The organism is Candidatus Neomarinimicrobiota bacterium, from assembly GCA_021157965.1.
Lineage (GTDB): Bacteria > Fidelibacterota > Fidelibacteria > Fidelibacterales > Fidelibacteraceae > Fidelibacter.
The window spans coordinates 1-23,559 of record JAGGVO010000049.1 but is presented as its reverse complement, the minus strand read 5'-3'; the positions used below and the strand labels follow the sequence as shown (position 1 = coordinate 23,559).

The following is a 23,559-nucleotide window of genomic DNA, read 5'->3' as shown; positions in this document are numbered from 1 at the left end:
ATAACAACATATAAATATTTTAGGCAAGAAATACCAATAGAAAAATAGATTAGTCCTTTTCTCCCCTTTTTTTATGCAGGATTCTTAACAAGAAACCCTGTCAGTAAAATTTCATGGATTCCATGTCCATAAGTAAGTAAACTTTTGCATGTTCAAAAGGATTTTACTGGGAAGTTTCATTATTCTGATTTTCAATCTCTCCGCTTTGACAGCCGGTGAGTCTCCCCTGCACTTATGGGTTTTTTATAAAAAGAATTACATCCTGGAAGACGCCGCGGTACAGCTCAGTAAATATGGGAAAATCCGATATCAATCCAGAGCACTCCATGCCATCAGTCTTGAGTTGAAAGAGGGACTCCTGCCTGATAATCTCAGAAAACTTCCCGGATTCCATCACATGGAACCGTTACGGTATCTTCACTATTCAGCACCGGTTAAAACAACCACACAGACGCTTTCCAAAAAAAATGTGAACGTGGATCCATTTTACGGATATGCATTTGATCAGTTAACAAGTCTGGGTATCACCCACGCCCACAATTTGGGAATCACCGGTGACGGGGTACGGATTGGCATTCTTGATACCGGTTTCAAATCTTCACTGTCCATTTTTGAAAAAATCCGGGACGAGGGGAGATTGATTGCCGAGCGGGATTTCATCCATCAGGATAAGAGTACGGAAGATGAAGAAGAGGATGGCGAATCGGGGATGATTCAAACACACGGAACCGGTGTCTGGTCCGTAATCGGGGCTTATGCTCCCGGTGAACTTGTGGGGGGAGCTTTCGATGCGGAATTTGTGTTGGCAAAAACCGAGGTCATCCCGACCGAAACGCCTGTCGAGGAAGATTATTTTGCCGCAGCGATTGAGTGGTTTGATTCCCTGAATGTGGATATTGCCACCTCATCCCTGGCTTATCTGGAGTTTGATGATCCCTATCCTGGTTATCCCCTGTCGGCACTGGATGGAAAAACAACGGTGGTCGCCCGGGTATGTAACTGGGCAGCATCCCGGGGGATGGTTGTAGTCACTGCCGCCGGCAATGAAGGACCTGGTCCTACAACCCTCTGGAGTCCCGGAGATTCACCACTGGTGATTACGGTTGGCGGTGTGGATATACAGGGTCAGGTGTCGTCATTCAGCGGCAGGGGGCCAACAGCAGACGGCCGGATCAAACCGGACGTGGCGGCTCTGGCAGAAGACGTGTACAGGATCCTGCCTTCCGGAGAGATTTCCTATGGTAGCGGAACATCTTTTGCCACGCCCCTCATCACCAGCGGAATTGTCCTGATCAAACAACTCCGGCCGGACTGGGATATCCAGGATATGCTGTATGTGCTTCAGAAATATGCTGCACAATCTAAAAACAACAATACAGGCTGGGGAATCCCTGATTTTGGAAAAATTGTGAACGATTTATATCAGGGATCACTGGAACCTTTTACCTTGAAGGCATATCCCAATCCTGCCTCCCTCAGCATCACCATTCTGTCACCCAGGACTTCTCCTTCCCAGTCACTGACCGTCTTTGACCTGACAGGCCGGGAAATCTGGGAGACAACCCTTCATTCTTTTCAGGACAGCCTGACATTTTATATTCCCCTGAATCGATGGCCTTCAGGCATTTATTTCGGCCGGACCGGGGGACAAACCGTAAAATTCATCAAACTGTAGGATCGATCCATGCAAGTACTCGTCACCGGCGGGGCCGGATATATCGGAAGCCACACCTGTGTTGAACTCCTCGACAAAAACTATGACGTTATCGTCGTGGATAACCTCTCAAACAGCAAACAGGAATCCCTTGCCCGGGTGGAAAAAATAACCGGGAAAAAACTTGTCTTTTACCCTGTTGATTTACGGGATAATGTGTCTTTGTCAAGAGTCTTCCAAAAGCATGCCATCGGAAGTGTTATCCATTTTGCCGGTCTCAAGGCTGTGGGGGAATCAGTGGAAAAGCCCCTCCTCTATTATGAAAATAACATCAACGGAACTCTCACCTTATGCCGGGTCATGATTGAACACGGCGTTAAATCTATTGTCTTCAGCTCTTCGGCCACAGTCTATGGCGATCCGGCAAGTGTGCCGATCCGGGAGGATTTCCCTTTGCATGCAACCAATCCGTACGGGCGGACCAAACTGATGATTGAAGAAATACTCCGGGATCTGCAAATTTCCGATCCTGCCTGGAGAATTGCCCTGCTTCGGTACTTTAATCCCGTCGGTGCTCATCCCAGCGGACTCATCGGTGAAGATCCGAAAGGAATTCCAAACAACCTGATGCCCTATATTGCCCAGGTCGCTGTAGGAAAACTGAAAGAACTCCGGGTTTTCGGCAACGACTACCCTACACCGGACGGAACCGGCGTCCGGGATTATATTCACGTGGTGGATCTGGCAAAGGGACACCTTCAGGCATTAAAAAAAATCCGCCAGGATCCGGGAGTTTTTACATACAATCTGGGTACAGGCCGGGGATACAGTGTACTTGAAATGATTAAAGCCTTTGAAAAAGCCAGCGGAAAGTCTATTCCTTACCGTATCACCAAACGCCGCCCCGGTGATATCGTCCGTTGCTATGCAGACCCCTCTCTTGCGCTGAAAGAACTTGGGTGGAAAGCGGAAAAAACACTGGAGGATATGACCGCGGATACCTGGCGGTGGCAGATGAAAAATCCTGACGGATATTAAGAAAAGTTGAGAGTGATGAATATTGAACTGTAGTTTTGAGTAATGAGTTATAGCAGGCTGAAACCCGCCTTTACAACACTCCACTCTACACTCAAAATCATTACCAAATTTTAATCAGCAGGTGTGCAAACACAATCATTAATACCAGGGCAAAGGGATAAACGGCGGCGTATGAAGCATTTACGGCGTCTGAATCGCTCATTTTATTCACCACACCCAGCCCCGGTGTATTGGTCATACCACCGGTGATAGTTCCCAGGACGGTCAACAGGTTAAGTTTAAAGAGTTTGAGTCCGGCCAATGCCGTAATCAGCATGGGGAGAATCGTGATAAATAAGGCCATTAATAGGAGGATAACCCCCTGATCCTGTATCGTATTCACCAGTCCGGCTCCTGCTTCTGTGCCCACTGACGACAGAAAAAAGACCAATCCAAAATCTCTCAAAAGCCGATTTGTATGGCCGGTCACAACCCAGGTTACCGGGCCGGTAACGCCCTTATAACCAAGAAAAAGAGAGGTGAGAATAATTCCGCCGCTCAATCCCGGCGAAATCGTGAGCCCGTTTTCCGGGCCGATATGAAGGCTTCCCACAAGTATACCCAGAACAATCCCCAAAGAGACGGGAACAATTTCATACTTCAGCATATTCTTCAGGTTGGCGCCCATCCGTTCCGACAGCATTTCCAGAGTTTGGGCATCCCCTACCAATTGGAGGATATCTCCCATCTGGAGTCTGCGTTCAGGTGTTGGCGGTAAATCGATGCCACTCCGGCGGACCCGGGTGACGATCACATTGAACCTTTCCTCCAGATGATGATCTCCCAGCTGTTTTCCCACGTATTCCGGATTATTGACCAGAACCCGGAGGACCGTCCGGTTTGCAGGCAGGGGAATTTCAACATCATGTACCTCTTCACCCAGAAGAAGAACCGCCTTATCCAGTCCTTCCCGTGGACCCACAAGGCGGACTTTATCATCTATTTCCAGTTGTATATCCTGTGCCGGTACCAACGATTCTCCATCCCGTAAAATCCGGGAGATCGTGACACCATAATGCTTATCCAGATTTAAGTCCTTGATGGTCATCTTCCGGACATTCTCATTTGTCACCCTGAGGATGCGCCATTCCATCTGCCGGTGAATATCCACCTTATCAAGATTAACTGCCTTTTCGGCGTCAGCGATTGATATTCTGAAAAGACGGGGCATCATGCGCAGGGTCAGAATCGTACCGATGACCCCCACAGGATATGCCACACCGTATCCAAGGGAAGCCATAGGACTTCCGGATGCTTCCGTTGCGGCAGCCAGTCCGGGCGTGGATGTGAGAGCTCCGGCAAACAGGCCAATAGACAGCTCAGGACTTATTCTAAAAATGTGCCCCAGAATCAGGGTTAATATTCCGGCTGATCCAACGGTGATCAGTGCCAGTGTTGTGAACTGCCGACCACTTTTTTTAAAGGATTCAATAAATCCCGGACCGGCCTGGAGTCCAATCGTGTATAAAAATAGCGTAAGTCCCATGGTTCGAAAAGCATCGGGCACCATGTATCCAAAATGACCAAATATCATGGCAACAATGACAATCCCGGATGCCTCCAGACTAAAAGAACCGAATCGGATCATGCCCAGAAAATATCCAAGGGTAATAATAACAAATAGGAGAAAAACAGGATTTTCCAGCACGGGTTACTCCTTTGATTTACTCTGTTTTTCCAGAATCTGATATAGAAATCAGGTCCCGGGGATAGGGTTCAAAAAAAATCTGCTTTTTCAGATAATCATTATTGAAACGGACAATCCAGGAACGGAGAATCAAAATAAGGTTGCTCATCGGTATTTTTCCCTCACGGTAGATTTCAAGCTGATCAAAGAAAAATGCTTTCTCTTCCGAAGAGAGTTGATTTGAAAAATAACCCATGATATGCATGATGACATTGATCACAGAGGATCGTCTGGGAGGTTTCAGGAAAATTTTGTTAAGCACAGCTTTATAGGCCTCAAGGGCAGTTCCCAATGTTTTATTACTGTGACGGGCAACAACCCTGTCGGCATTCCGCCACTCCTTTTGACTGTATATCATAAATAAGTATCTATGTCGTGTGTGAAAATCGACCAATTTGGCCATGGTTGGGGTTTTTTTCAGATCAGCAAAGCGCTTATGGGTAAAAATTCGGGTATAAAAGTGTTCACGAATCCTGAGATTGGTCAGTCGTACCTCATCTTCAACAGGAATATCCTGAAAAAATCCTGCTACGGCCCCGCCGAACAAACCCGTTGTTTTTTCTCCCAATGCAGCCACTTTCCCCGCAGAAGGATAGACTTTTACATCCTTAATTCCACATGTGGGAGAACGGCTTTTCAACACGGCTCCGTCAATATCCTCCAAATCTTTCAAATATCGTTCCGTGTAATCCTTCATATCCTGTGTAATATCTTTTCCGGAGAGACTCCAGATCAGATGTCTTTCCCCTTTTTTTCTGATCATCCGGATGGCTTCCCGGGGTACACTGAGACCAACCGCCTCTTCAGGACATACCGTAATAAACTTGACAAAAGGTTTCAAATTTTTAATTTCCCGGCTTGAGACAATCCCCCCGTTAAACCGGCAGTGCTCATATTCAATACATCGACTCAGTAAAATCCGGGGCCTGCATTCATCTGACATGGAAATCTCCTTCTTTCATAACCCTCCTTCCTATCATCTGCCCCAAACATCCCCTCTTAAAAACCCTTTCGTCACATTAATATAATAATCCCAAAAGAATTTATCCCTGTCCAAAGGCTCACCTTCATTATAAAAAAGAGATCTGAAATATTGGATACCCCAAAGATGGGCGGTTCTCAGATTGACTCTGGTATCGGAAAAATCGCCGGCATAATAAAGAAAGGGCGAAGGTTCACGGCGGATAAGTGTGGCAGGAAACGCATTCGGCACATTGTGTAATGATAAAAGGGAATCTCCGGCCTCGGTAACATCCAGATAAAATTCAGAAATCATGGTGTATTCAGGTCCGGCGGCAATAATCTCAAACCAAAAAGGATAACGGATTTCATCCGGCACACGGAGCTTTTTTTGCCATGCCTTATCTGTACTTACCACCGGCCAATAAGTGCGTAAATGTTTTTCAGCCTGCAAGATAAGGATGGTACCGTTTTCATGCACCAGGATCGTCCCGGGGCCTTTCAACTCCCAAATGGTATCATATTGTTCCTGATATGTTTCAAAAATCCACCGGGGAATATCCGTATTGAGAATGTCCAGGTCATCAAAATACCGGCCGGTCCATCCCGTGGATTTTAAGTTGAAACTCTTTTCTATACGCCGGCGGACATCGTAAGGTGTCGGTGATCCCAAAAAACTGAATTCTGCCATGGCAGGTTTCCCTTGGGACTGTAAGAGTTCTAAAAAGCGGATATCCTGAAGGCTGATACCTCCATATAACCTGGAAATCTCATCCCCGTCTCTTCTTCCCCACCAATCCTGACGGTACACACCGTATCCATCCAGAAAAACCGCCATATCCACAGAATCAGCCAGCAGTTCAAGGTCCTGAGAATTCACATGTTCCAGATCATCTACAAAATAGGACAATCCCGGCTCAACGGGGAAAAAACCATAATAATCATCAGACGGGTTGTAAAAAGAATCATCCGGTTTGACCCATTTTAAATACCTTAAAACCCAGAAGAAAGCTTTGTGTTCCTGAAAATTCTGATTGGGAACAGTTTTATCCATGATAAAGACAGACTTCTCCACACAAGGTGAAAAGAACCACAGAAGAAACATCCAGAATGGCAAGAGAAAAAATAAAATGAGTCCAACACTTCGCTTTTGATGCCCCTTTTTCTCCCGGGTGGATAAACGGGTATGATCCCCGTCATCCGATTCTTTTTTTATCTTACCACCTAAAGAAGAGTCCAATCCGTCCTCCTCTCTGATTTTCTTCGTTGGGATTATACTGGTGGTTGATCATCCATTGGAAAATCCATTGGCGATGAAGCAAATGTTGGCCTTTCAACGTTAAAACATGAGAATCGTCTACCGGAATTTCCTGAGATATCTGATCCAGATCCCGTCCATATCCATAGGAGAATTCAACATAATCATCGACACTCCCATAGTAATACCGGGCTGAAAAATAGTGAAATACTTTGTTGTTGGGATTATCAATAATATAGTTAAATTTATATCTAAAATAATAAGATCCCTGATAAAGTGCCACAGCCAGAGCAGGAATATGAATATCATCATCTGGAAAATTCATCATCCTGTATGCTACAGCACCCTCCCATTTCCCGGCAAATCCCTGGTACAGTTCACTGTAGATATCGAAATCCGGAAGGAAAACTTGTTGAAAAGCAGCAGAAAACCGGACGTTCCAGAAAGCATTCTGCCAGACATCTGCATAGATTTCGCCACTTAGCTGCTGATCTGTCCTGTCATAGCGCCAATATTGTCCGGCTTCAACCATCAGTGTTTGATTTTTAAAATCCCGTTTAACATTCTGAATCATTCCAAACCAGTCTGATTTTTCAGTTGAGAATGTTTGGTAGTCCAGGGCAACACCGCCTTCCCAGGTCAACGGATTCTGAATCCGGTTGATTTCATCCAGGAACGGATTTACATCCAGGGGATCAGCTCCCAGTTCCAGTCCTTTTAACAAAGCCTGTCTTGCTTTGGGATACAGCCGAAGTCCGATTAAAATCCGTGCATATTTGATATAAAATCCCGGTGTATCCGGTTCTTGTTTCAGGCACATTTCGCAACTTTTTTTAGCTTTATCCAGCCTGTCCGTCCAAAAATAGAGATCCGTTAGGGCATACCAGGCATCTGTATATTCCGGTGTATTCCGGGTCACCTCCAGAAGATCCTTCTCGGCATCTATGTATTTCCCCTGCCACGCCAAAACCCGTCCCCGCATAAGTTGGCCATCTGCATCTCCGGGGAAATTTTCCAGAAGAAAATTGAGAATCTTTTCCGCTTGTGGCAGACTGTCATTCCGGATGGCTTCCCGGGCATTGCTAAAAAGCTCCTGATAAACCAATCCCTTTAATTCACGACTTTCGGGAGGAAAATCCTGGGCGAGGGAAAAGGTTGGGATTAAGAATAAGGTTAAGGTTAAGGTTAAGGTTGAGATTGAGGGTTTAAGATCATTGGGAATGGATTTCGGGAAAGTGATAAGTAGTGAGTTCAATTTATACATAAGATGATTTTTCATGACTTTTTATTCCTGTCTGCTTCGATGGTTTGGAATCCTTTTCGTTCCATGGCTCCCCACGATTTGACTTTACGGAAAAAAGACCAGGTTCCCCGGGCACGCCAATAGGTGGTAAGCTGGCGATATCCAAAATTCTCAATAACAGCCAGCCAAAACAAATTCAGCAGATCCCTGAATCGCCCGTAGCGTTTGAATGTAAGCTCTTCGAGTCCCACGGCAAAAATGCTCAGATTTACTCCAAAAATAAAGGCCAGAATGAAAAAAGCGGAGACATACATGGTGGACAAATTTCCCGTTGCCCATGAGATGAGGAAGAGGAGATACCCCGGGACTTCAACCAGGGGACCGCACATTTCCAGAAAAAAGAAATAGGGATAAGCCAGCATTCCGATCCGGCCGTATCGGGGATTCATCAACATTTTTTTGTGGCGGAACAGGACTTCTATCAATCCCCGTTGCCAGCGATCTCTCTGCCGTCCCAATATTTTCATAGATTCAGGACACTCGGTCCAGGCGACAGGATCGGGAATAAAGGTAATGTGATAGGGAATGCTATTTTCAATACAATAGCGATGAAGACGAACTACCAGTTCCATATCTTCACCGACAGTTTGAGTGTGATATCCCCCGGCAGCAATGGCAATGCCCCGTTTGAAAATCCCGAAGGCACCGGATATAATAAAAGTTAGTTTAATAGTATCCCACCCCATGCGTCCCGCCAGAAAAGCTCTTAAATATTCCATCACCTGAAAACGAGCCAGTTGATTTTTCGGGAGTTTGATATTTTTTACTTCGCCTCCCCGTACATCACAGCCATTGGCAATCCGGATAATTCCTCCGGCAGCAATGGTTTCTTTATTTTCCAAAAAGGGCCGTACGATACGTGTCAGGGAATCCCGTTCAAGCAGACTGTCCGAATCTATAGCACAAAAGAGGGGTGTTCTGGCATAATTCAAGCCACAATTGAGGGCATCGGCCTTCCCGCCGTTTTCCTTGTCAATCAGCCAAAGATTATAATGTTTCCGGCTTCTGTAAACCGCTTTGACTTCGGCGGTTTTCAGGGAAGCAATAGGAGCTCTGGAAACCTGGATCATGTCGAAATTCTCGATGACATGTTTTAAGGTATCATCCTTAGACCCGTCATTAACAGTAATAATTTCAAAGTCCGGATATTTCAGAGCCAGCAGGGATCGTGTGGATTCAACAATGGTTGAACCTTCATTATATGCCGGAGCAATAAGGGTAATAGGCAGAGCCCCGGCAATGTTGATCAATTCATCCACCTGTAAAACCCGCATACTCCGGGCATATCTGCGAAGGGATATAAAAGAAATACTGTTTAAAATAAGATATACCGTATTCAAAATAAAAAAGTAAGCAAGAACCACATGGTTGAAAAAATCCAGAAACAGACGGGGTATATCAATCATTTAGGCCTCCATCAAAACCTGTCTGGCCAGTTCAGCCCGTGGGTGGTCTGAATAGGCATAATGCCTGAGGACATCCAGTTTGCCTGATTCTTTCAATCCCCAGGCTGCATTGATTACAACCCAGATGGAAGGGTGGTCCATGGCTTTATAAAGGCAGGTCGGGAATTTTTCTTTTTCCAGGTTGACCAGAATCCGGATGCCATTGGCCAATAAGACGGGATCATTCCGTTCACAGACCTGTTTTATATAGGGGATGTGTTTTTCCTCACCGATGACCCGTAACAATCTCAAATACGCTGCTACAACTTCCCTGTTTTCGTCAGGAGTACAAATCACATTGGCATAATCCCCTGCCTTAAAATCGTACAGTTTGTGAAGCGTTTCAATTGCCACGGTTCTTTGCCAGGCAGGTTTGTTCCGGTCTGTCATCAGCGCCCGCAAGGCCGGACTAAGTCCGTTCCCCACCTGTGCAATGAACGAAGAAAGTAAATTCACAGACCATATCTCAAAGCGATTCAAATGCTTTAAAATAGCCTCGCCGTTCTCTACTTGTCCCTTTCGGGCCAGAGCACGGGCAGCGACCATGTTGACTAAAAAAGATCTGTCTTTCAACGCTTTTTTAAATGCCGGATCGTACTGATCCGGGTCCATACGCTGAAGCAAACTGATGACTTCCGCCCTTTTTTCAACTCTCCAGCTATGCAGTTTGTTTAAAATTCTCTTCACATAAGGCTGCCCGGCTTCAATAAGCCGTTGTCTGGCTTCACCATCCACCCGGGCAATATAACGGCTCAGATATGTCAGAAATTGCCAGATATCATCCGGATGCACATAAGACTTAATCGATTCAGGGGCCCTCTCTTCACTGAGAATCTCCAATAAAAGAGGTTCCCAAATACGCTCAAGCCGGTAATATTTTCTGGATTTCCGATTGTTCTTCGCCCGAAGATAAAAAGTGGAAAAAGCCAGAAAAATGACGAAAATGAGAAGCAACAGAATGGAAAGAGTCAGGACAAACAGAATCTGGTCCTGACGGGACATGGTTATGAATATGTGCCAGTAATATCGAATCATATCATTTCAGGCTCAAGGATTTAAAATAAGTGATTAATTCAACAGGATTAAAAGGCTTCCTGATGATATCAATGATTCCTAATGCGTTTCCCTGTCCTTGAAGATCGGGATTTTGCACTCCTGTTATCAAAATAACCGGACATTCATACGTCCAGGACTTGAGGACATCAAGGCCATAATCATCCCCGAACCGGAGATCCATGAGTATCAGGTCTGTTTCCGGTGAAGACCGGTTAAAAAGGCTTTTTTTGTCGGGGATAATGACGGGCAAATGGCCTGCTTTCTTCAGGATATATGAGAGAAGAAACTGCATATCCGGATCATCCTCACAGACAAAAATTCTCATAAGAGCCCACGAAGCATCCGGTTAACCCGGGCAATCAATTCTTTAGGTGAAAAAGGCTTCAGAAGATAATCATCGGCTCCCAAATCAAAAGCACGCACAATATCATCTTCGTTCCCCATGGATGTCAAAATCAGTACCGGCGTATGGGTTTTCCCGGGCAGCATTCTGACACGACGCAATAATTCGAATCCGTCTATAACCGGCATTTTGATATCTGTGATAATTAATGCGTAATCATGGTTTTCTGCCCCTTCCAGCGCCAGGGCACCATCACTGAAATAATCCACCTCAAGTCCGGCTTTTTTCAGATTGTGAATAATGATGTTTGCCATCAATCGGTCATCTTCAGCCAGCATGATTTTATTTTTGAGGGATTCGGATTTGAATTGGAGAACCATTCGGTTCCCTCCTTCATTTTGCGCCCGGGCCAAAAGGGCATTCACGGTCGTTGTGGCTTCTTCATAACTTTTTACATCCCCAAGATCGACAAGACCGGCGGACATGAAAAACTGGATATCTTTTTTCCCGATTTCCCGTATATAAAAGAGCATCCGTTCTACAATCAGGGATGCATCGTCCAGGCTCGTATTCGGGAGGATTATAGAAAAAGAGCCGTCACCATGCCGGAAAAGATAATCCGAATCTCTCAGATGATCATTGATAATATCCCGGGCTTTGGTTACAATTTTTTCTTCTATGTCCCGGCCGAAATGGAGCCGATATGTCTGAAGATCATCTATGGCAATTTTTACCAGCGTGGCATGGCTCCGGGTCATTTGCATAAGGGCATGTGTTTTCTGGTAAAAGGACTGCAACTCCCTTTCATGGAGGGCTTTTGTCTTGTCCGAAAGGGGTGCATCACTGGATGATTCATACTGATTGAGGATTGTCTGAACCGTCAGTATCACATCTTCCGGCATAAAAGGTTTTTGAATAAATCCATCGGCACCCAGGGCATAGCATTCCTGTTTATGCTTGAAATCCGTCAGGGCAGACATCACCAGAATCGGGACCCTTTTCATGTACGGACTTTTCCTCATATTCACCAGAATTTCCCGTCCATCCCTGTCCGGCAAAACCAGATCCAGAAGAATCAGGGAATAATCCTGCTGCTGCAAAAGCAATTGGGCCTTTTCAAAGGTTTCCGCCTCGTCAATTTTATCAAATATCCTTGCCAGGGTCATTTTAAGAATCAACACGATATCGGGGTCATCATCAATAATCAGGAGTGTCTGAGGTGTTTTTTCGTAGTCAAGCACCAAATCTTCCAGGACATGAATCAGTTCACGGCTTTTTTTTAGAAGTTCCCCATCCGGACACACTTCTACATTCCGGGCAACTTCGGAAACCCGGGGGAATCCGTATGTTGCTCCGGAACCGTAAAGGGAATGGGCCAGTCTGCGGATGGATTCGCCAGCTCCTTCGCTGCCTTTTTCCAAGCCATTCACCTGTGTTTTCAAAGAATCAATCCGGGAAGGCAGGTTACGGATGTATATTTTTTTCAAATTTTCCATATAAACCCTAATTAATAAAAGCGGATCGTAAAGGCGGTCCCTTCATCAACCCGGCTGTCCATCAGCAACCGGTAGTTCATCAGTTCGGCATAAGAATTGGCAAGGGCAAGACCAAGTCCCGTCCCTCCGTATTTCCGGGATTTGGAATAATCCACCTGTTCAAAGGCCTTAAAAATAGATTCATGCCTTTCCTGGGGAATGCCGGGACCCGTATCGGCGATGATGAGTTCAGCCGGTTCACCTGTATTCGGATTTACATTAATGGTGATGGAAACACTCCCCTTTTCCGTGAATTTCACGGCATTGGATAACAAATTGTCCACGATGGATTTGAGCTTTTCCGGATCGGACTTAAATGGCTGAATTTGCTCAGGCATGAAAACATTGAAATCCAGCCCCTTTTTACGGGCATTTTCACCATAAGTGCTTAGAATCTCTTTGAATAACTCCTGCAAATCTGTCTGCACAAACCGGGTCGTGATTTTCCCTGATTCCACCATACTGATTTGCAGAATATCCGAGAGGATATTGAGCAGTTGAATGCCGTTTTGACGAATGCGATCCAAAAACATCACATCCCGTTCGTCAAAATGCTTTTTTTCATTTTTCAGGAGGATATTCGTGAAGCCGATGATAGAATTGAGAGGCGTCCGGAGTTCATGACTCATATTGGCCAGAAATTCGGTTTTCGCACGATTTGCCGATTCAGAAATATCCCGGGCATTTTTCAACATTTCAATCATCCGCCGCCGTTCGGTGATATCATTTTCAATGATGATGAAATGGGTGATTTCACCGGATGAATCAACGATGGGGGATATATTGATATCATTCCAGTACACATCCCCGTTTTTTCTCTGACATTTAAATTCTCCCTGCCATTCCTCTCCATCGTTCATGTGTTGCACCATATCATCATACATGCCATTTGGAGAAGACCGGATAAAATGAAAACCGATACTCTGTCCTACAATATCATCCCTGTCAAATCCCGAGATTTCACTGAATTTGGAGTTTGAATACTGGATATACCCATTTCTGTCTGCAATCAACACCGAGCTGGCACCCTGTTCCACGGCCCGGCTGAACAGGTTGACCTGTTCCTGGGTATGAAAAACATCGGTCACATCCCGGTAAGTGCTTAAAAAACGGATTTTATCATTAAAGGTCACCAGCACCGACGAAACCAGGATAAGTTTATGCTGGCGGTCCCGGGTGACAATTTCCGTAATGGTTTCATGGGAGCGGCCCGTTTTTTTCATATTCTCTATGGCATCGATAACAATCTGACGCTGGTTGGGATCGGGATAGAGCAAATTGATGAAATTCCGGGTCCGGTTTGCCTGTTCCCGGGTATAACCTGTAATATCCCGCATCTGGGAATTGTAGATTTCAAAGTGTCCCTCCGGTGTACTCAGGATCACCCCTTCCTGCAGGCTTTCGATGATTTTTTCCAGGCGGGAACTGGTTTCCCGGATCTGATGCGCCGTTTCCACATCCGATGTCACATCTTCACCAAACACCATCACTCCCTGAAAATCACCTTTTTTATTAAAACAGGGGATGCGGTCCGTCTTGACGATTTTCTCATGGCCATCCGGGATAATCCGGGTTTCCAGGATGCCACGCTTTGCGATCTGTTTGTGATACACATACTCGTTATTTTCAAAATACCAGGCTTTAAGACCTGGAAAAGCCTCCTCTTCTTTTTTACCAAGGATATCCTGCGGATCCAGTCCGTAAAAATCCAAAACAGCCTGATTGACCCGTACAATGATCCCTTTGTCATCTTTAACCATAACCTGAAATGGGATTTTATCAAAGAGTCCTTCCTGCTCATGTCCGGCTTCGGAAAGTTTGTATTTTAAAACCTGAATCCGGTAGATGATGAATCCGGTAATAAATGAAAAAATGAGTGCTACAAATAAATTTAGCACAAGGACGGATTTTTGCAGGTAAAGGGCACGGCTCCAGAAAATATCATCCAGATCCATAACACGGGAAAAAAACCAAAATAGGCTTTCCAGGAGGAAAAAAATCAGAATAAAGACCAAAATGGGGATCAAGTATCTGAAAAAAATCCCTCTATGTGACCCTGGATTGTTCATTCACCTGGAGGAATCCACTTGTTGATAGTTTCAAACAGGATGTTATCATCAATAATCGGTTTGGTAATGTAATCATTGAATCCCTGGCGTAGAAAATTTTCCTTATCACCGGGCAGAGCATGAGCTGTCAGGGCAATGACGGGGGTATTTTTTAAGCTTTGTATGTTTCGGATATTTTTTAATACCTCTATCCCATCCATACCGGGAAGGGAAATATCCAGCAGGATCAAATCCGGTGCGGATATTTCAATCTTGTCAAGTGCCGTCATTCCATCCTCAAAACATTCCACCTGAAACTCCGGTTCCAGGATAGCCTGGGTTAACAGACGATTGTCGGCATTATCCTCAATCAAAACAATTTTCTTCCGGTTCATGATATATCCATACTCTTTTTGATTTGCTTGTGTAAGATACGGATTTTATCCCGGAGTTCACGGACCTTTTTTGGGTCAGGGAGGTCCGTCTCTTCAACAATTCGGGCTAATGTCATCACATCCAGTGCTCCGATATTGCCTGCAGAAGATTTAATAGAATGAGCCAACTTATGCACCGTATCCCAGTCCTTCTCATCAAGGGATTTATCCAGGCCGTCGCCCCGATGGATCATATTATCCAGCGCTGTATGAAGGATCTTTTTCAGAATGTCCTCTCCGCCCAGTGAATAAAGCATTTTCAGACGCTCTTCCTGAAGTCCGACCCTTTCTTTCAGGCGTGATACAAGCGGTGCTGTTTTGGGATGGGATTCAGTCATTTTCTTTCCCATATATATTGGAAATGTAGGCTAAATCTGTCAGAGAAACAAGTTTGGATACTATTTTACATTTTATGATCGTCCGGTATATTGTATTCTGAAAACAGGTTGAAACATATTTTAAAATATCCCTTATAAAGGTACATGGAAAAACAGTTTGCAATGTGTAGATATTCATATTTTTTTTTTTGTTGATATTTAAGATAATAAACAATAATTTAAAATTGTACGAATTAAAGCAAGTATATTTTGCAAAACCGATAACATAAAAGGAAAGGAAAAAATATGGCACGAAAAGCAGAATTAATCCCTCCGGGAGACAGTATTGAACGAGCGGCTCTTGTCCTGAAAACTTTGGGACACCCCATTATGCTGAAAATCCTTCTGACACTTCAGAAGGGAGAACACTCCGTTGCTGAAATTCAGAAGAAGATTAACGAAGAACAGACTATCACTTCAATTTACCTGCGGAAAATGCTCAAACGTCAGATCGTTCAATACCGTAAAGAAGGACGCTGGCACTATTATTCTTTGACTGATGATCCGACGGTTCAGAATCTCAAGTATGTCACAAACGCCGTTCTGAAATCAAAGAAATAGCAGCTTACTTTTTATACTCTCAAAAGCTGTCCTCTCTCATTGAAGAAAATGAAGTGCGACAGCTTTTTTTATTCGCATTCATTTGATATTGACCCATAAAAAATATATTTTTGCAGGATATAAAAAACAGAAGGATTTGACAGATGGAGAAAAAAGAAAGTTTGTGGTCCATTCTCCGTGAAAGGTTATTTAAAGCCGGATTGCTGAAAGACGCATGGAGTCTTGTCATCAATATGATTCAAACGGATAAGGACATGTTCAGGGATGCCCATCATCTCCTCCGGATTGAATATCAGGATGAACAATTCAACAATCTTCTGGCAGTGGACAAAGAAATCAATGCCATGCAGCAGAAGATCCGGGAGGATGTGTTAACCCATCTGATTATTTCGGATATATCCAAATATGAGATTTCCCAGGCTCTGGGGATAATCACGGTCATCAACGGCCTTGAACGGATTGGTGACAACTGCAAGAATATCGCCGATCTGGCCATGGCTGCCAGCGGCACCGTGAATTATGGAAATCTGGAAGAAACCGTTACGACACTTGAAAACATTGTTTTCCGTCATTTTGACGAACTGCTTGAAGCCGTTAAAAATGATAACCTGGAAATCAGCAAACGGATCATGAGCGAGTACAAGGAAGACGTATCATTCCGGATTAATGAAACAGTGATCAACATTTTAAAGGGCAATTATTCCGAATTACCGCCACAGAATATGGTTTCAGCGGCCCTGTACCTCCGTTACCTGAAACGGATTGATGCAAACCAGCGGAATGTTGCCAGTCTGATGGTAAACCCTTTTAAAAAAATCGGATACAATTATAAGGACAAGGATAAGATATTATGAGTAAGGGAGTCACCCCCCGTTCAAAAGATTACGCAAAGTGGTATACAGATGTCGTTCAAAAAGCAGAATTAGCCGATTACTCCCCTGTTAAGGGTTGTATGGTCATCCGTCCTTATGGATATGCCCTGTGGGAACAAATCCGGGATTTTTTAGATAAGCGATTCAAAGAGACAGGTCATGTAAATGCATATTTTCCCATGTTGATTCCTGAGAGTTTTTTAAAAAAAGAGGCAGAGCATGTAGAAGGTTTTGCACCGGAGCTGGCCGTGGTTACACATGGCGGTGGAAAGAAACTGGAAGAACCTCTGGTCATTCGCCCCACATCGGAAACCATTATCTGGTCCATGTATAAGAAATGGATTAACAGCTACCGGGATCTCCCTTTGCTTATCAACCAGTGGGCAAATGTAGTCCGTTGGGAAATGCGCACACGGCTTTTCCTGAGAACCACAGAATTTCTCTGGCAGGAAGGTCATACGGCCCATGCCACAGGTGAAGAAGCAGAAGAAGAGGCTCACCGGATGATCGATGTCTACCGTCAATTGTGCGAAGAAATCCTTGCCCTGCCGGTCCACGTGGGACGAAAAACAGAAAATGAAAAATTTGCCGGAGCTGTTAACACATATACCATTGAAGCCATGATGGGTGATAAACGGGCTTTGCAGGCCGGAACCAGTCATTATCTGGGACAGAATTTTGCCAAGGCATTTGATGTAAAATTTCAATCCGAAGATAATGTGATGGAATATGTTTACGCATCAAGCTGGGGCGTAAGTACACGCCTGGTGGGAGCCGTCATTATGGCTCATGGTGATGATCAGGGACTGGTTCTTCCACCCCGGATAGCGCCTTATCAAATTGTCATCGTACCGATCTATAGAAAACCGGAAGACAAAGAAAAAGTCATGGGACTGGTTAATACCCTGGAAAAGGCTCTCAAAAAACAGGGTGTCCGATATCATACCGACAACCGGGAGACTGTTTCCCCCGGTTTCAAATTCAACGACTGGGAAATGAAGGGTGTCCCACTCCGGGTGGAGATCGGCCCTAAAGATGCCGACAAAAACGGCGTGATGCGTGTCCGCCGGGATACAGGCGAAAAGACCTTCCTTAAAATCGATGCTTTTATCCTTTCCTGTGGAGAAACCCTGGAGAATATTCAGCAATCCATCTATAACAGCCGTTTAGCTTTCCGCGAAAAAAACACGACGGATGTCACAACTTACGATGAACTGAAAGAGGTCATAGAAAAAGGTGGGTTTGCACGGACCTTCTGGGCCGGAGACAGCGAAATGGAAAACCGGATTCAGGAGGAAACCAAGGCAACCATCCGTTGCATCCTCTTTGAAAAAACCAGAGAATCCGGTCCCTGCGTTATAACCGGGAAGCCGAGCACAGAACAAGTCATTTTCGCGAAATCATACTAAATCAATCCCAAAAATAAAAACGCTTAAAACCCTGGTTTTTTCATCGGGGTTTTTTTTATCCTGCAAAACGACTAACTTCTGTCATGAAACTCGTCAAGGACAGAGGCATTGTCCTCAAAACCGAAAAAAGCGGAGAAACCAGTCTGAAAGTCCGCCTTTTTGCAAAGGATTCAGGGCGCATAATCTGTATCGCCAAGGGTGCCCGGAAACCCGGAAGTGCATTTTTCGGTTTATTGACTCCCTTCTCTGTCGTGGATTTTGAAACAGCCTACAGCCGGTATCTCCCCTTTCTCCGATCGGTATCCCGTATTGAATATTTTCACGAAATCACTCAGGACACAGAAAAAATCGTTTACGGTTCCATGATTCTGGAGATTGTGGATAAAACAACTGAACCTCATGAGGATATCGACACCCTGCGGTTGTTGTATATCGGCTTAAGGGCTATGAATCATCCGGAAATTTCCGGGGAAAAGATTCATTGGTGGTTTATCGTACATTTCTTAAAAATCCACGGCGTGTGGCCTGATCCGGAATATTGCACCGGATGCCATGGAAAACTGACAAATGCCGTACTCATTCCGGACAGTGGCGGGCTCTATTGCGAAAACTGTGCCGGACATTCCGAGGTACACGGACTCACACTGGATTCAAAACTTCGGGAAATCCTGACCTTTTTAGCGGAAAATCCTCCGGAGAAAAGCAGTGCCATCCGCATAAACCGGCAAGGAGCCGTTACTTTCACACGATGGATATGGAAACTCCTGGCGGTGCACTATGAAAGGACAGAATTTTTAAATACAAAAAAAGCCGTGGAAAGTCTTTTGTGACTTTACCAAGGACATTAAGCACTAACAGAAAAAGGGGAACATGCAACGAAGCTGGAAAAAAGAAGAACTCACCTATTCCTTACCCGGGAAACAAGCTGCCCTGCTTATTCTTCACGGTTTTACGGGAAATCCCATTGTTCTGAAGCGGATTGCCCGGCATATTCATAAAGAGGACATTGCCATTGAAGCTCCCCTCCTTCCGGGACACGGCGGGACGGTTGAAGAAATTAATTCCGCCACCATGGAGCAATGGATTAACACGGTAGATAAAACATTTATACACCTCAAAAAGCAACATACCCATGTATTTGTCATGGGATACTCACTGGGGTCACTCCTGGCTCTTGAGCTGGCATCCGGGCGGACTCTTTCGGGAATAATTCTTCTTTCCACCGCCTTGAAATTTACCCGTTCGCAACATTTGCGACAGATGATTGCAGAGGATACACGTCCGCTCATTCCGCTGGATGAGATATTTGATAAAGAAGATCCTCAACGTCTTCAGGGTTACGAAATGTGGCCTGCATTGGGATTTTGCGAAGTACTTCGTCTGAGTCATCGGGTCAGGCGACGACTTCAAAACATTCATGCGCCCGTCTTGGCCTGTCACGGTCAAAAAGATACCCTGACACCCCCGGAAAATCTGGATTATCTCAAAAACAATATCGGAAGTCATTACGTGGAAACACACCTGTTGGAAAAAAGTCATCATCGGGTTGTAGCGGGCCCCGATCAGGATAAAATCATTGAAAAAAGCATTCATTTCATACATCAAAACCTAAACCAGGAGAAACAGGGAATATAATGTACAGACGCGTTCAATTTGGTCCCGGTCGCCACATGACGAGCGGCATAAAAAAAATCATCCTCATCAGTGTTGCCATCTTTTTCTTTCAGGCACTCAGTTCACCTTCTTTCCGTCAATTTTTCATTTTCAACTTCGGGATAGTCCCTGCTGATTTCTGGGGCCGATTACATCTGTGGCAGCCTGTTACGTATATATTCCTTCATGGCAATCTGGCACACCTGGCCTTGAACATGCTTGCCTTGTGGATGTTCGGGACTGAGCTGGAGATGAACTGGGGCCGGAAGCAATTTTTAAAATACTATTTCGTCACCGGCACCGGCGCCGGTTTAGTCACCATCCTGTTTCAGTTTCACTCGACGATCCCGGTTATTGGGGCATCCGGAGCGATTTATGGTATATTACTGGCATACGGACTCCGTTTTCCGGACAGAGAGGCTTTTATATTTCCCCTGCCCGTCCCCATCAGAATGAAGTATTTTGTAATAATTTTCGGCCTGATTGAATTTTTTTCAACCATTTCCATTGGTTGGCAGGATGGCATTGCCCATTTCACCCACCTTTCCGGTATGCTGATAGGGTATATCTACCTGAGGAGGATGGGCACATTCAGGCGGTACAGATCCTACCGGAAAGATTTGAAAAACCAGAATATTGATAAAGCGCTGAATAAAATCCGACAGAAAATCAATCAGTTTAAATATAACAGAACTGGCCAAAAGGGAACTGATACCCGATCTGATGACCGTAAAGAACTGGACCGAATCCTGGATAAAATAAGCAAAACAGGATATGAAGGGTTAACGGCTGAGGAAAAAAAGACACTCCTTGAGGCCAGCAGCCGTTTAAGTAAAAAAGACCATCGAAAAAATTGATTATTGGTGATTGGATATGACGGATTTAAAGAAGTATGAGAATTCGTATCCTAATTCTTCCAGCTTTAATCGGTTTGCAGTGAGAAAGTGCCGGATACTTTCGATTGACGTGGTATTGGTAATCCCATAGCTGATAGTGCTGCGCTCTTCCACAAAAAGATCACCGGTATAGGGTAAATCCATTTCCATTTCATTCCGGGTATAATTTTTTTCAGGTGTCAGAACAAAATTATAATCCGCCGAGACGGATTTGGCAATGCCCACCAGTTCAAAATTTGGAATCCCGTCTTTCAAAGCCAGAATGAGTCCGCCACTGAATCCTTTATTGAAGAGGGCATCCACCAGAAATGAATAATCTTTTTTATTCCGGTTTGGGCTGCTGACAATACCCCGCGTTATCATTTTATTCCCTTTGGGATAGCCCAAAAGATAGACAAAGGACCCCCATTCAAGTTTCTTTGCCTCGCCCAGGGGATAGGAAAAAACAGGCAGGTAAGCTTTAGACTCCCTTTCCCTCCCTATCAGGGCCAGATCATGATTTTTATCGCTGATAATCACTTTCAAATCCGAACCGTCGGGAATGCCATTCACATAATTTGTCTGCCGCTTTAAAAAAGAAACGGTTCTGATTCTGTCAGAATCTTCATAATAAGTAATAATCGTATCAGGAAAAGTCACAATATGTTCACAGGTCAACAGAGCCAGGCGATTTCCGTAATTATAGATAATGGTAGCCGTACCGGCCGATGTTTCATTAAAATAAAAAACATGGTTGGCTTTGGATAAGGCGGATTCGCTGATCTCTCTGACAGCGGATATTTCAGAAAAATTATATCCTACGTAATAGGCAATGGAATTAATCATTTTGACAGATTCGAGGATATCCGCCAATTCATCGGATCCGTTTTTATGGGGGAATTCGCTGTCATACCTGCCGTCAGGCATAACAAAAAGTTCTTCATCATAAACAACCCGCGTGCAAGCAAAAATTGTCAGCAGGACTGGCAGAATGACTGTGGACAAGACCAGGGGGGAAATCCGTCGCATGATAACTCCCGGTTAGTATATAAAAATAAGGTCTTCAGAAGGGTTTTGAAACGGAAATGACAGATGAATTGATATTGACTTAAAAGGACTGATTGTGTAAAATACTTAGCTTTTTGAACATGGTGGATGTAGCTCAGTTGGCAGAGCGCTTGGTTGTGGCCCAAGTGGTCGTGGGTTCAAATCCCATCATTCACCCAAAGAGAATTCAGAATTCTAAATTCTAAATTCTGAATCTGAGTGATGAATTTGAGTTCTGAGTCATGAGTTATTCGGGGCGTAGCGCAGCCCGGTTAGCGCGCCTGCTTTGGGAGCAGGAAGTCGGAAGTTCAAATCTTCTCGCCCCGACAATTTATATGAAGATTGTCCCGACACAGGCCCCGATAGCTCAACTGGATAGAGCAACGGTCTTCTAAACCGTAGGTCGCAGGTTCGAATCCTGCTCGGGGTACAAAGTTAACCGCCTGATAATCAAGCACTTACAACACTATAAGCCCTCTAAAGGGACAGTAATTTACGTTTGAAAAAGGCCTGTTTTTGCTCAATTTTACCCCCTTTCCATTAAGATTTTCGGTAACATATCGGTAACTTTTTTAGAGTCTATTGATGATTGTAATTTATTAGTATACAGGCACTTAGAGCAGGTGCTTTATATTTTGTCTATCTAAAAGTGATCTGTAATACAATGATATTTATTATTCTATAACGAAAATCAACACCTGAATTTAAAGGCACAAAATTCATCTATAATTTGCTAATAATCAGTGTGTTATAAGTATTACTAATATGTTATGGAATTTGAAATTCGGTAACATATCGGTAACTTTACTATAATCATGCCCTTAAAAACACCCATTTTGAGTAAAGATCAGGACCTATTATTACGTATATTAATCACATTTTTCAGATAGCTCATGGGAATCCGTGTATACATTTCTGTCACTGTCACCGATGAATGCCCCAGTATCTGTTTTGTCAGATAGATATCTGAATGCCGGAGCCAGTGACGCACTGCAAAAGTATGACGTAAAGAATGAAATGTGAACTCTTCTGAAAGCCCGGCCTTGCGAACTATTCGTTTAAACTCATGCGTAATATAATACTTTGACAAATTCCTTTCCTTTACCTGTTCATACACCTCCACAAGGTCAGGATCAATTGGAATAATTCGATCCTGATGTCCCTTGGTGTTGATGATTTTCAGGTGTTTTCGATCAGGAAGCAGTGTAGAATTCTTCAGTTCTCCCAGACGCATTCCGGTATTCATATGAATTAGGAAGACATCCCGGACATGGGGTTTTTCATCAGCGTGCTCCAATAGTTTTGACACTTCCTCATCAGTCATGAATTTAGGATGGGATTTATCAATTTTTAGAAGCTTAATCTTGAATGGCAGTTTGTCAATTAGCTCCTGTTCATAGGACCAGTTGAAAAACCGCCGAATTGCACCCAGCATGATATTGACTGTTGATGGTGTAAATCGTGACACCTCTTTGCCAAACTTCATATCCAATTTTGTATCACTGATAAAACGATCAACAAGGATAGCGTTATCTGCTTTTCGGAAAGTTCTTATATCTTTCCCAGGACCAAAGACTCGTATGAGTTCGTCCAGTGATTCTTTGTAGCGTTGCCAGGTTGTTTTCCGGATCTTGTTTTTCTGATCAGTCAAAAACATGGAGACGGTCTTTTCAAGTGTGAGTACCTTGTAAAGTAACTTATCACTTGAGGGATCTTCTGTAATTCCAATCTTGATCTCATATTCCAATTGCTCAACATTTTTCAAACGCTGTTTTGCCAGTGATTGTGAGGATGTTTGTAAAGGCACGGAGTGATACTTGTTATCATACCCTTTATAATATCCATAATATCTGTTCTTGACTTTTCGCATGTAGGCCATCTCTATCTCCTTTCCGGTTTGGGTTCATGGGTTGTTGGGATCCGATTGTCGGGATCACCTGTTTTCATCTTCATCCTCTTCCCTCC

21 protein-coding genes and 3 tRNA genes are annotated in these 23,559 nt (G+C 44.3%); 11 read left to right on the top strand and 13 right to left on the bottom strand.

The genetic code is table 11. The features are described 5' to 3' along the window. Positions 1 to 148: 148 nt before the first annotated feature. Together J7K63_08255 and galE are read left to right on the top strand one after the other, a co-directional pair. Positions 149 to 1,675 (top strand): S8 family peptidase, encoded by a 1,527-nt coding sequence (locus J7K63_08255; protein MCD6235010.1) that lies wholly within the window; start codon positions 149 to 151, stop codon positions 1,673 to 1,675. A 9-nt stretch (positions 1,676 to 1,684) separates the two neighbouring features. Beyond that, on the top strand, positions 1,685 to 2,692 hold the full coding sequence (galE, locus tag J7K63_08250; GenBank protein ID MCD6235009.1) for a UDP-glucose 4-epimerase GalE: 1,008 nt from the start codon (positions 1,685 to 1,687) through the stop codon (positions 2,690 to 2,692). A gap of 100 nt (positions 2,693 to 2,792) precedes the next feature. Here the strand turns inward: galE and J7K63_08245 are convergent, their stop codons facing one another. From J7K63_08245 to J7K63_08195, 11 genes are all read right to left on the bottom strand, one after another. After that, positions 2,793 to 4,379, bottom strand: a complete 1,587-nt coding sequence (locus tag J7K63_08245; protein ID MCD6235008.1) for a transporter — start codon at positions 4,377 to 4,379, stop codon at positions 2,793 to 2,795. Between the two features lie 16 nt (positions 4,380 to 4,395). Then, on the bottom strand, positions 4,396 to 5,361 hold the full coding sequence (locus J7K63_08240; GenBank protein MCD6235007.1) for a DUF1722 domain-containing protein: 966 nt from the start codon (positions 5,359 to 5,361) through the stop codon (positions 4,396 to 4,398). A 33-nt stretch (positions 5,362 to 5,394) separates the two neighbouring features. After that, positions 5,395 to 6,618 carry a hypothetical protein gene (locus J7K63_08235; protein MCD6235006.1) on the bottom strand — a complete coding sequence of 408 codons (1,224 nt, stop codon included), beginning with the start codon at positions 6,616 to 6,618 and terminating at the stop codon, positions 5,395 to 5,397. Further along, positions 6,596 to 7,915, bottom strand: coding sequence for a YaiO family outer membrane beta-barrel protein (locus J7K63_08230; GenBank protein MCD6235005.1), 1,320 nt, complete (start codon positions 7,913 to 7,915; stop codon positions 6,596 to 6,598). The genes J7K63_08235 and J7K63_08230 overlap by 23 nt, the downstream gene beginning before the upstream one ends. After that, positions 7,912 to 9,345, bottom strand: coding sequence for a glycosyltransferase family 2 protein (locus tag J7K63_08225; GenBank protein MCD6235004.1), 1,434 nt, complete (start codon positions 9,343 to 9,345; stop codon positions 7,912 to 7,914). The genes J7K63_08230 and J7K63_08225 overlap by 4 nt, the downstream gene beginning before the upstream one ends. Next, positions 9,346 to 10,419, bottom strand: a complete 1,074-nt coding sequence (locus tag J7K63_08220; protein ID MCD6235003.1) for a hypothetical protein — start codon at positions 10,417 to 10,419, stop codon at positions 9,346 to 9,348. 1 nt (position 10,420) lies between these two features. Next, positions 10,421 to 10,765 carry a response regulator transcription factor gene (locus J7K63_08215; protein MCD6235002.1) on the bottom strand — a complete coding sequence of 115 codons (345 nt, stop codon included), beginning with the start codon at positions 10,763 to 10,765 and terminating at the stop codon, positions 10,421 to 10,423. Continuing rightward, complete coding sequence (locus J7K63_08210) at positions 10,762 to 12,279, bottom strand: response regulator (GenBank protein ID MCD6235001.1); 1,518 nt, start codon at positions 12,277 to 12,279, stop codon at positions 10,762 to 10,764. Before J7K63_08210 ends, J7K63_08215 begins: the two co-directional genes overlap by 4 nt. Positions 12,280 to 12,290: 11 nt before the next feature. Beyond that, a complete protein-coding gene (locus tag J7K63_08205; protein MCD6235000.1) occupies positions 12,291 to 14,273 on the bottom strand; it encodes a PAS domain S-box protein in 1,983 nt (660 codons plus the stop codon). Positions 14,274 to 14,383: 110 nt separating this feature from the next. Further along, on the bottom strand, positions 14,384 to 14,761 hold the full coding sequence (locus J7K63_08200) for a response regulator (GenBank protein ID MCD6234999.1): 378 nt from the start codon (positions 14,759 to 14,761) through the stop codon (positions 14,384 to 14,386). Beyond that, on the bottom strand, positions 14,758 to 15,138 hold the full coding sequence (locus J7K63_08195) for an Hpt domain-containing protein (protein ID MCD6234998.1): 381 nt from the start codon (positions 15,136 to 15,138) through the stop codon (positions 14,758 to 14,760). Before J7K63_08195 ends, J7K63_08200 begins: the two co-directional genes overlap by 4 nt. Positions 15,139 to 15,423: 285 nt before the next feature. Between J7K63_08195 and J7K63_08190 the strand changes: the two genes are divergently transcribed. From J7K63_08190 to J7K63_08165, 6 genes are all read left to right on the top strand, one after another. Then, on the top strand, positions 15,424 to 15,738 hold the full coding sequence (locus tag J7K63_08190; protein ID MCD6234997.1) for a winged helix-turn-helix transcriptional regulator: 315 nt from the start codon (positions 15,424 to 15,426) through the stop codon (positions 15,736 to 15,738). A gap of 143 nt (positions 15,739 to 15,881) precedes the next feature. Next, the gene (locus J7K63_08185) at positions 15,882 to 16,592 is read left to right on the top strand and encodes a PhoU domain-containing protein (protein MCD6234996.1); all 711 of its coding nucleotides are present in this window, start codon (positions 15,882 to 15,884) and stop codon (positions 16,590 to 16,592) included. Then, complete coding sequence (locus tag J7K63_08180) at positions 16,589 to 18,019, top strand: proline--tRNA ligase (GenBank protein MCD6234995.1); 1,431 nt, start codon at positions 16,589 to 16,591, stop codon at positions 18,017 to 18,019. Before J7K63_08185 ends, J7K63_08180 begins: the two co-directional genes overlap by 4 nt. 83 nt (positions 18,020 to 18,102) lie before the next feature. Then, entirely contained in the window at positions 18,103 to 18,849 is a 747-nt protein-coding gene (recO, locus tag J7K63_08175) for a DNA repair protein RecO (protein MCD6234994.1), read from the top strand. A 40-nt stretch (positions 18,850 to 18,889) separates the two neighbouring features. Further along, on the top strand, positions 18,890 to 19,654 hold the full coding sequence (locus J7K63_08170; GenBank protein ID MCD6234993.1) for an alpha/beta fold hydrolase: 765 nt from the start codon (positions 18,890 to 18,892) through the stop codon (positions 19,652 to 19,654). After that, a complete protein-coding gene (locus tag J7K63_08165) occupies positions 19,654 to 20,529 on the top strand; it encodes a rhomboid family intramembrane serine protease (GenBank protein MCD6234992.1) in 876 nt (291 codons plus the stop codon). The genes J7K63_08170 and J7K63_08165 overlap by 1 nt, the downstream gene beginning before the upstream one ends. On the opposite strand, the gene J7K63_08160 is transcribed toward J7K63_08165, so the two are convergent. Beyond that, the gene (locus tag J7K63_08160) at positions 20,530 to 21,576 is read right to left on the bottom strand and encodes a trypsin-like peptidase domain-containing protein (protein MCD6234991.1); all 1,047 of its coding nucleotides are present in this window, start codon (positions 21,574 to 21,576) and stop codon (positions 20,530 to 20,532) included. Positions 21,577 to 21,698: 122 nt separating this feature from the next. On the opposite strand from J7K63_08160, the gene J7K63_08155 reads away from it, so the two are divergent. The 3 genes from J7K63_08155 (at position 21,699) to J7K63_08145 (ending at position 22,024) form a co-directional block, all read left to right on the top strand. Continuing rightward, a tRNA-His gene (locus J7K63_08155) sits at positions 21,699 to 21,771 on the top strand. Between the two features lie 75 nt (positions 21,772 to 21,846). Further along, positions 21,847 to 21,921, top strand: a tRNA-Pro gene (locus J7K63_08150). Positions 21,922 to 21,950: 29 nt separating this feature from the next. Continuing rightward, positions 21,951 to 22,024, top strand: a tRNA-Arg gene (locus J7K63_08145). A 417-nt stretch (positions 22,025 to 22,441) separates the two neighbouring features. Here the strand turns inward: J7K63_08145 and J7K63_08140 are convergent. Beyond that, positions 22,442 to 23,473, bottom strand: coding sequence for a tyrosine-type recombinase/integrase (locus J7K63_08140; GenBank protein ID MCD6234990.1), 1,032 nt, complete (start codon positions 23,471 to 23,473; stop codon positions 22,442 to 22,444). Between the last annotated feature and the right edge of the window lie 86 nt (positions 23,474 to 23,559).

What these genes read in the sequence shown, in the direction of transcription:
- J7K63_08255 (MCD6235010.1), top strand. Translation starts at nt 149, where the DNA reads ATGTTCAAAAGGATTTTACTGGGAAGTTTCATTATTCTGATTTTCAAT.
- galE (MCD6235009.1), top strand. Translation starts at nt 1,685, where the DNA reads ATGCAAGTACTCGTCACCGGCGGGGCCGGATATATCGGAAGCCACACC.
- J7K63_08240 (MCD6235007.1), bottom strand. Translation starts at nt 5,361, where the DNA reads ATGTCAGATGAATGCAGGCCCCGGATTTTACTGAGTCGATGTATTGAA.
- J7K63_08230 (MCD6235005.1), bottom strand. Translation starts at nt 7,915, where the DNA reads ATGAAAAATCATCTTATGTATAAATTGAACTCACTACTTATCACTTTC.
- J7K63_08225 (MCD6235004.1), bottom strand. Translation starts at nt 9,345, where the DNA reads ATGATTGATATACCCCGTCTGTTTCTGGATTTTTTCAACCATGTGGTT.
- J7K63_08220 (MCD6235003.1), bottom strand. Translation starts at nt 10,419, where the DNA reads ATGATTCGATATTACTGGCACATATTCATAACCATGTCCCGTCAGGAC.
- J7K63_08215 (MCD6235002.1), bottom strand. Translation starts at nt 10,765, where the DNA reads ATGAGAATTTTTGTCTGTGAGGATGATCCGGATATGCAGTTTCTTCTC.
- J7K63_08210 (MCD6235001.1), bottom strand. Translation starts at nt 12,279, where the DNA reads ATGGAAAATTTGAAAAAAATATACATCCGTAACCTGCCTTCCCGGATT.
- J7K63_08205 (MCD6235000.1), bottom strand. Translation starts at nt 14,273, where the DNA reads ATGGATCTGGATGATATTTTCTGGAGCCGTGCCCTTTACCTGCAAAAA.
- J7K63_08200 (MCD6234999.1), bottom strand. Translation starts at nt 14,761, where the DNA reads ATGAACCGGAAGAAAATTGTTTTGATTGAGGATAATGCCGACAATCGT.
- J7K63_08195 (MCD6234998.1), bottom strand. Translation starts at nt 15,138, where the DNA reads ATGACTGAATCCCATCCCAAAACAGCACCGCTTGTATCACGCCTGAAA.
- J7K63_08190 (MCD6234997.1), top strand. Translation starts at nt 15,424, where the DNA reads ATGGCACGAAAAGCAGAATTAATCCCTCCGGGAGACAGTATTGAACGA.
- J7K63_08185 (MCD6234996.1), top strand. Translation starts at nt 15,882, where the DNA reads ATGGAGAAAAAAGAAAGTTTGTGGTCCATTCTCCGTGAAAGGTTATTT.
- J7K63_08180 (MCD6234995.1), top strand. Translation starts at nt 16,589, where the DNA reads ATGAGTAAGGGAGTCACCCCCCGTTCAAAAGATTACGCAAAGTGGTAT.
- recO (MCD6234994.1), top strand. Translation starts at nt 18,103, where the DNA reads ATGAAACTCGTCAAGGACAGAGGCATTGTCCTCAAAACCGAAAAAAGC.
- J7K63_08170 (MCD6234993.1), top strand. Translation starts at nt 18,890, where the DNA reads ATGCAACGAAGCTGGAAAAAAGAAGAACTCACCTATTCCTTACCCGGG.
- J7K63_08165 (MCD6234992.1), top strand. Translation starts at nt 19,654, where the DNA reads ATGTACAGACGCGTTCAATTTGGTCCCGGTCGCCACATGACGAGCGGC.
- J7K63_08160 (MCD6234991.1), bottom strand. Translation starts at nt 21,576, where the DNA reads ATGCGACGGATTTCCCCCCTGGTCTTGTCCACAGTCATTCTGCCAGTC.
- J7K63_08140 (MCD6234990.1), bottom strand. Translation starts at nt 23,473, where the DNA reads ATGGCCTACATGCGAAAAGTCAAGAACAGATATTATGGATATTATAAA.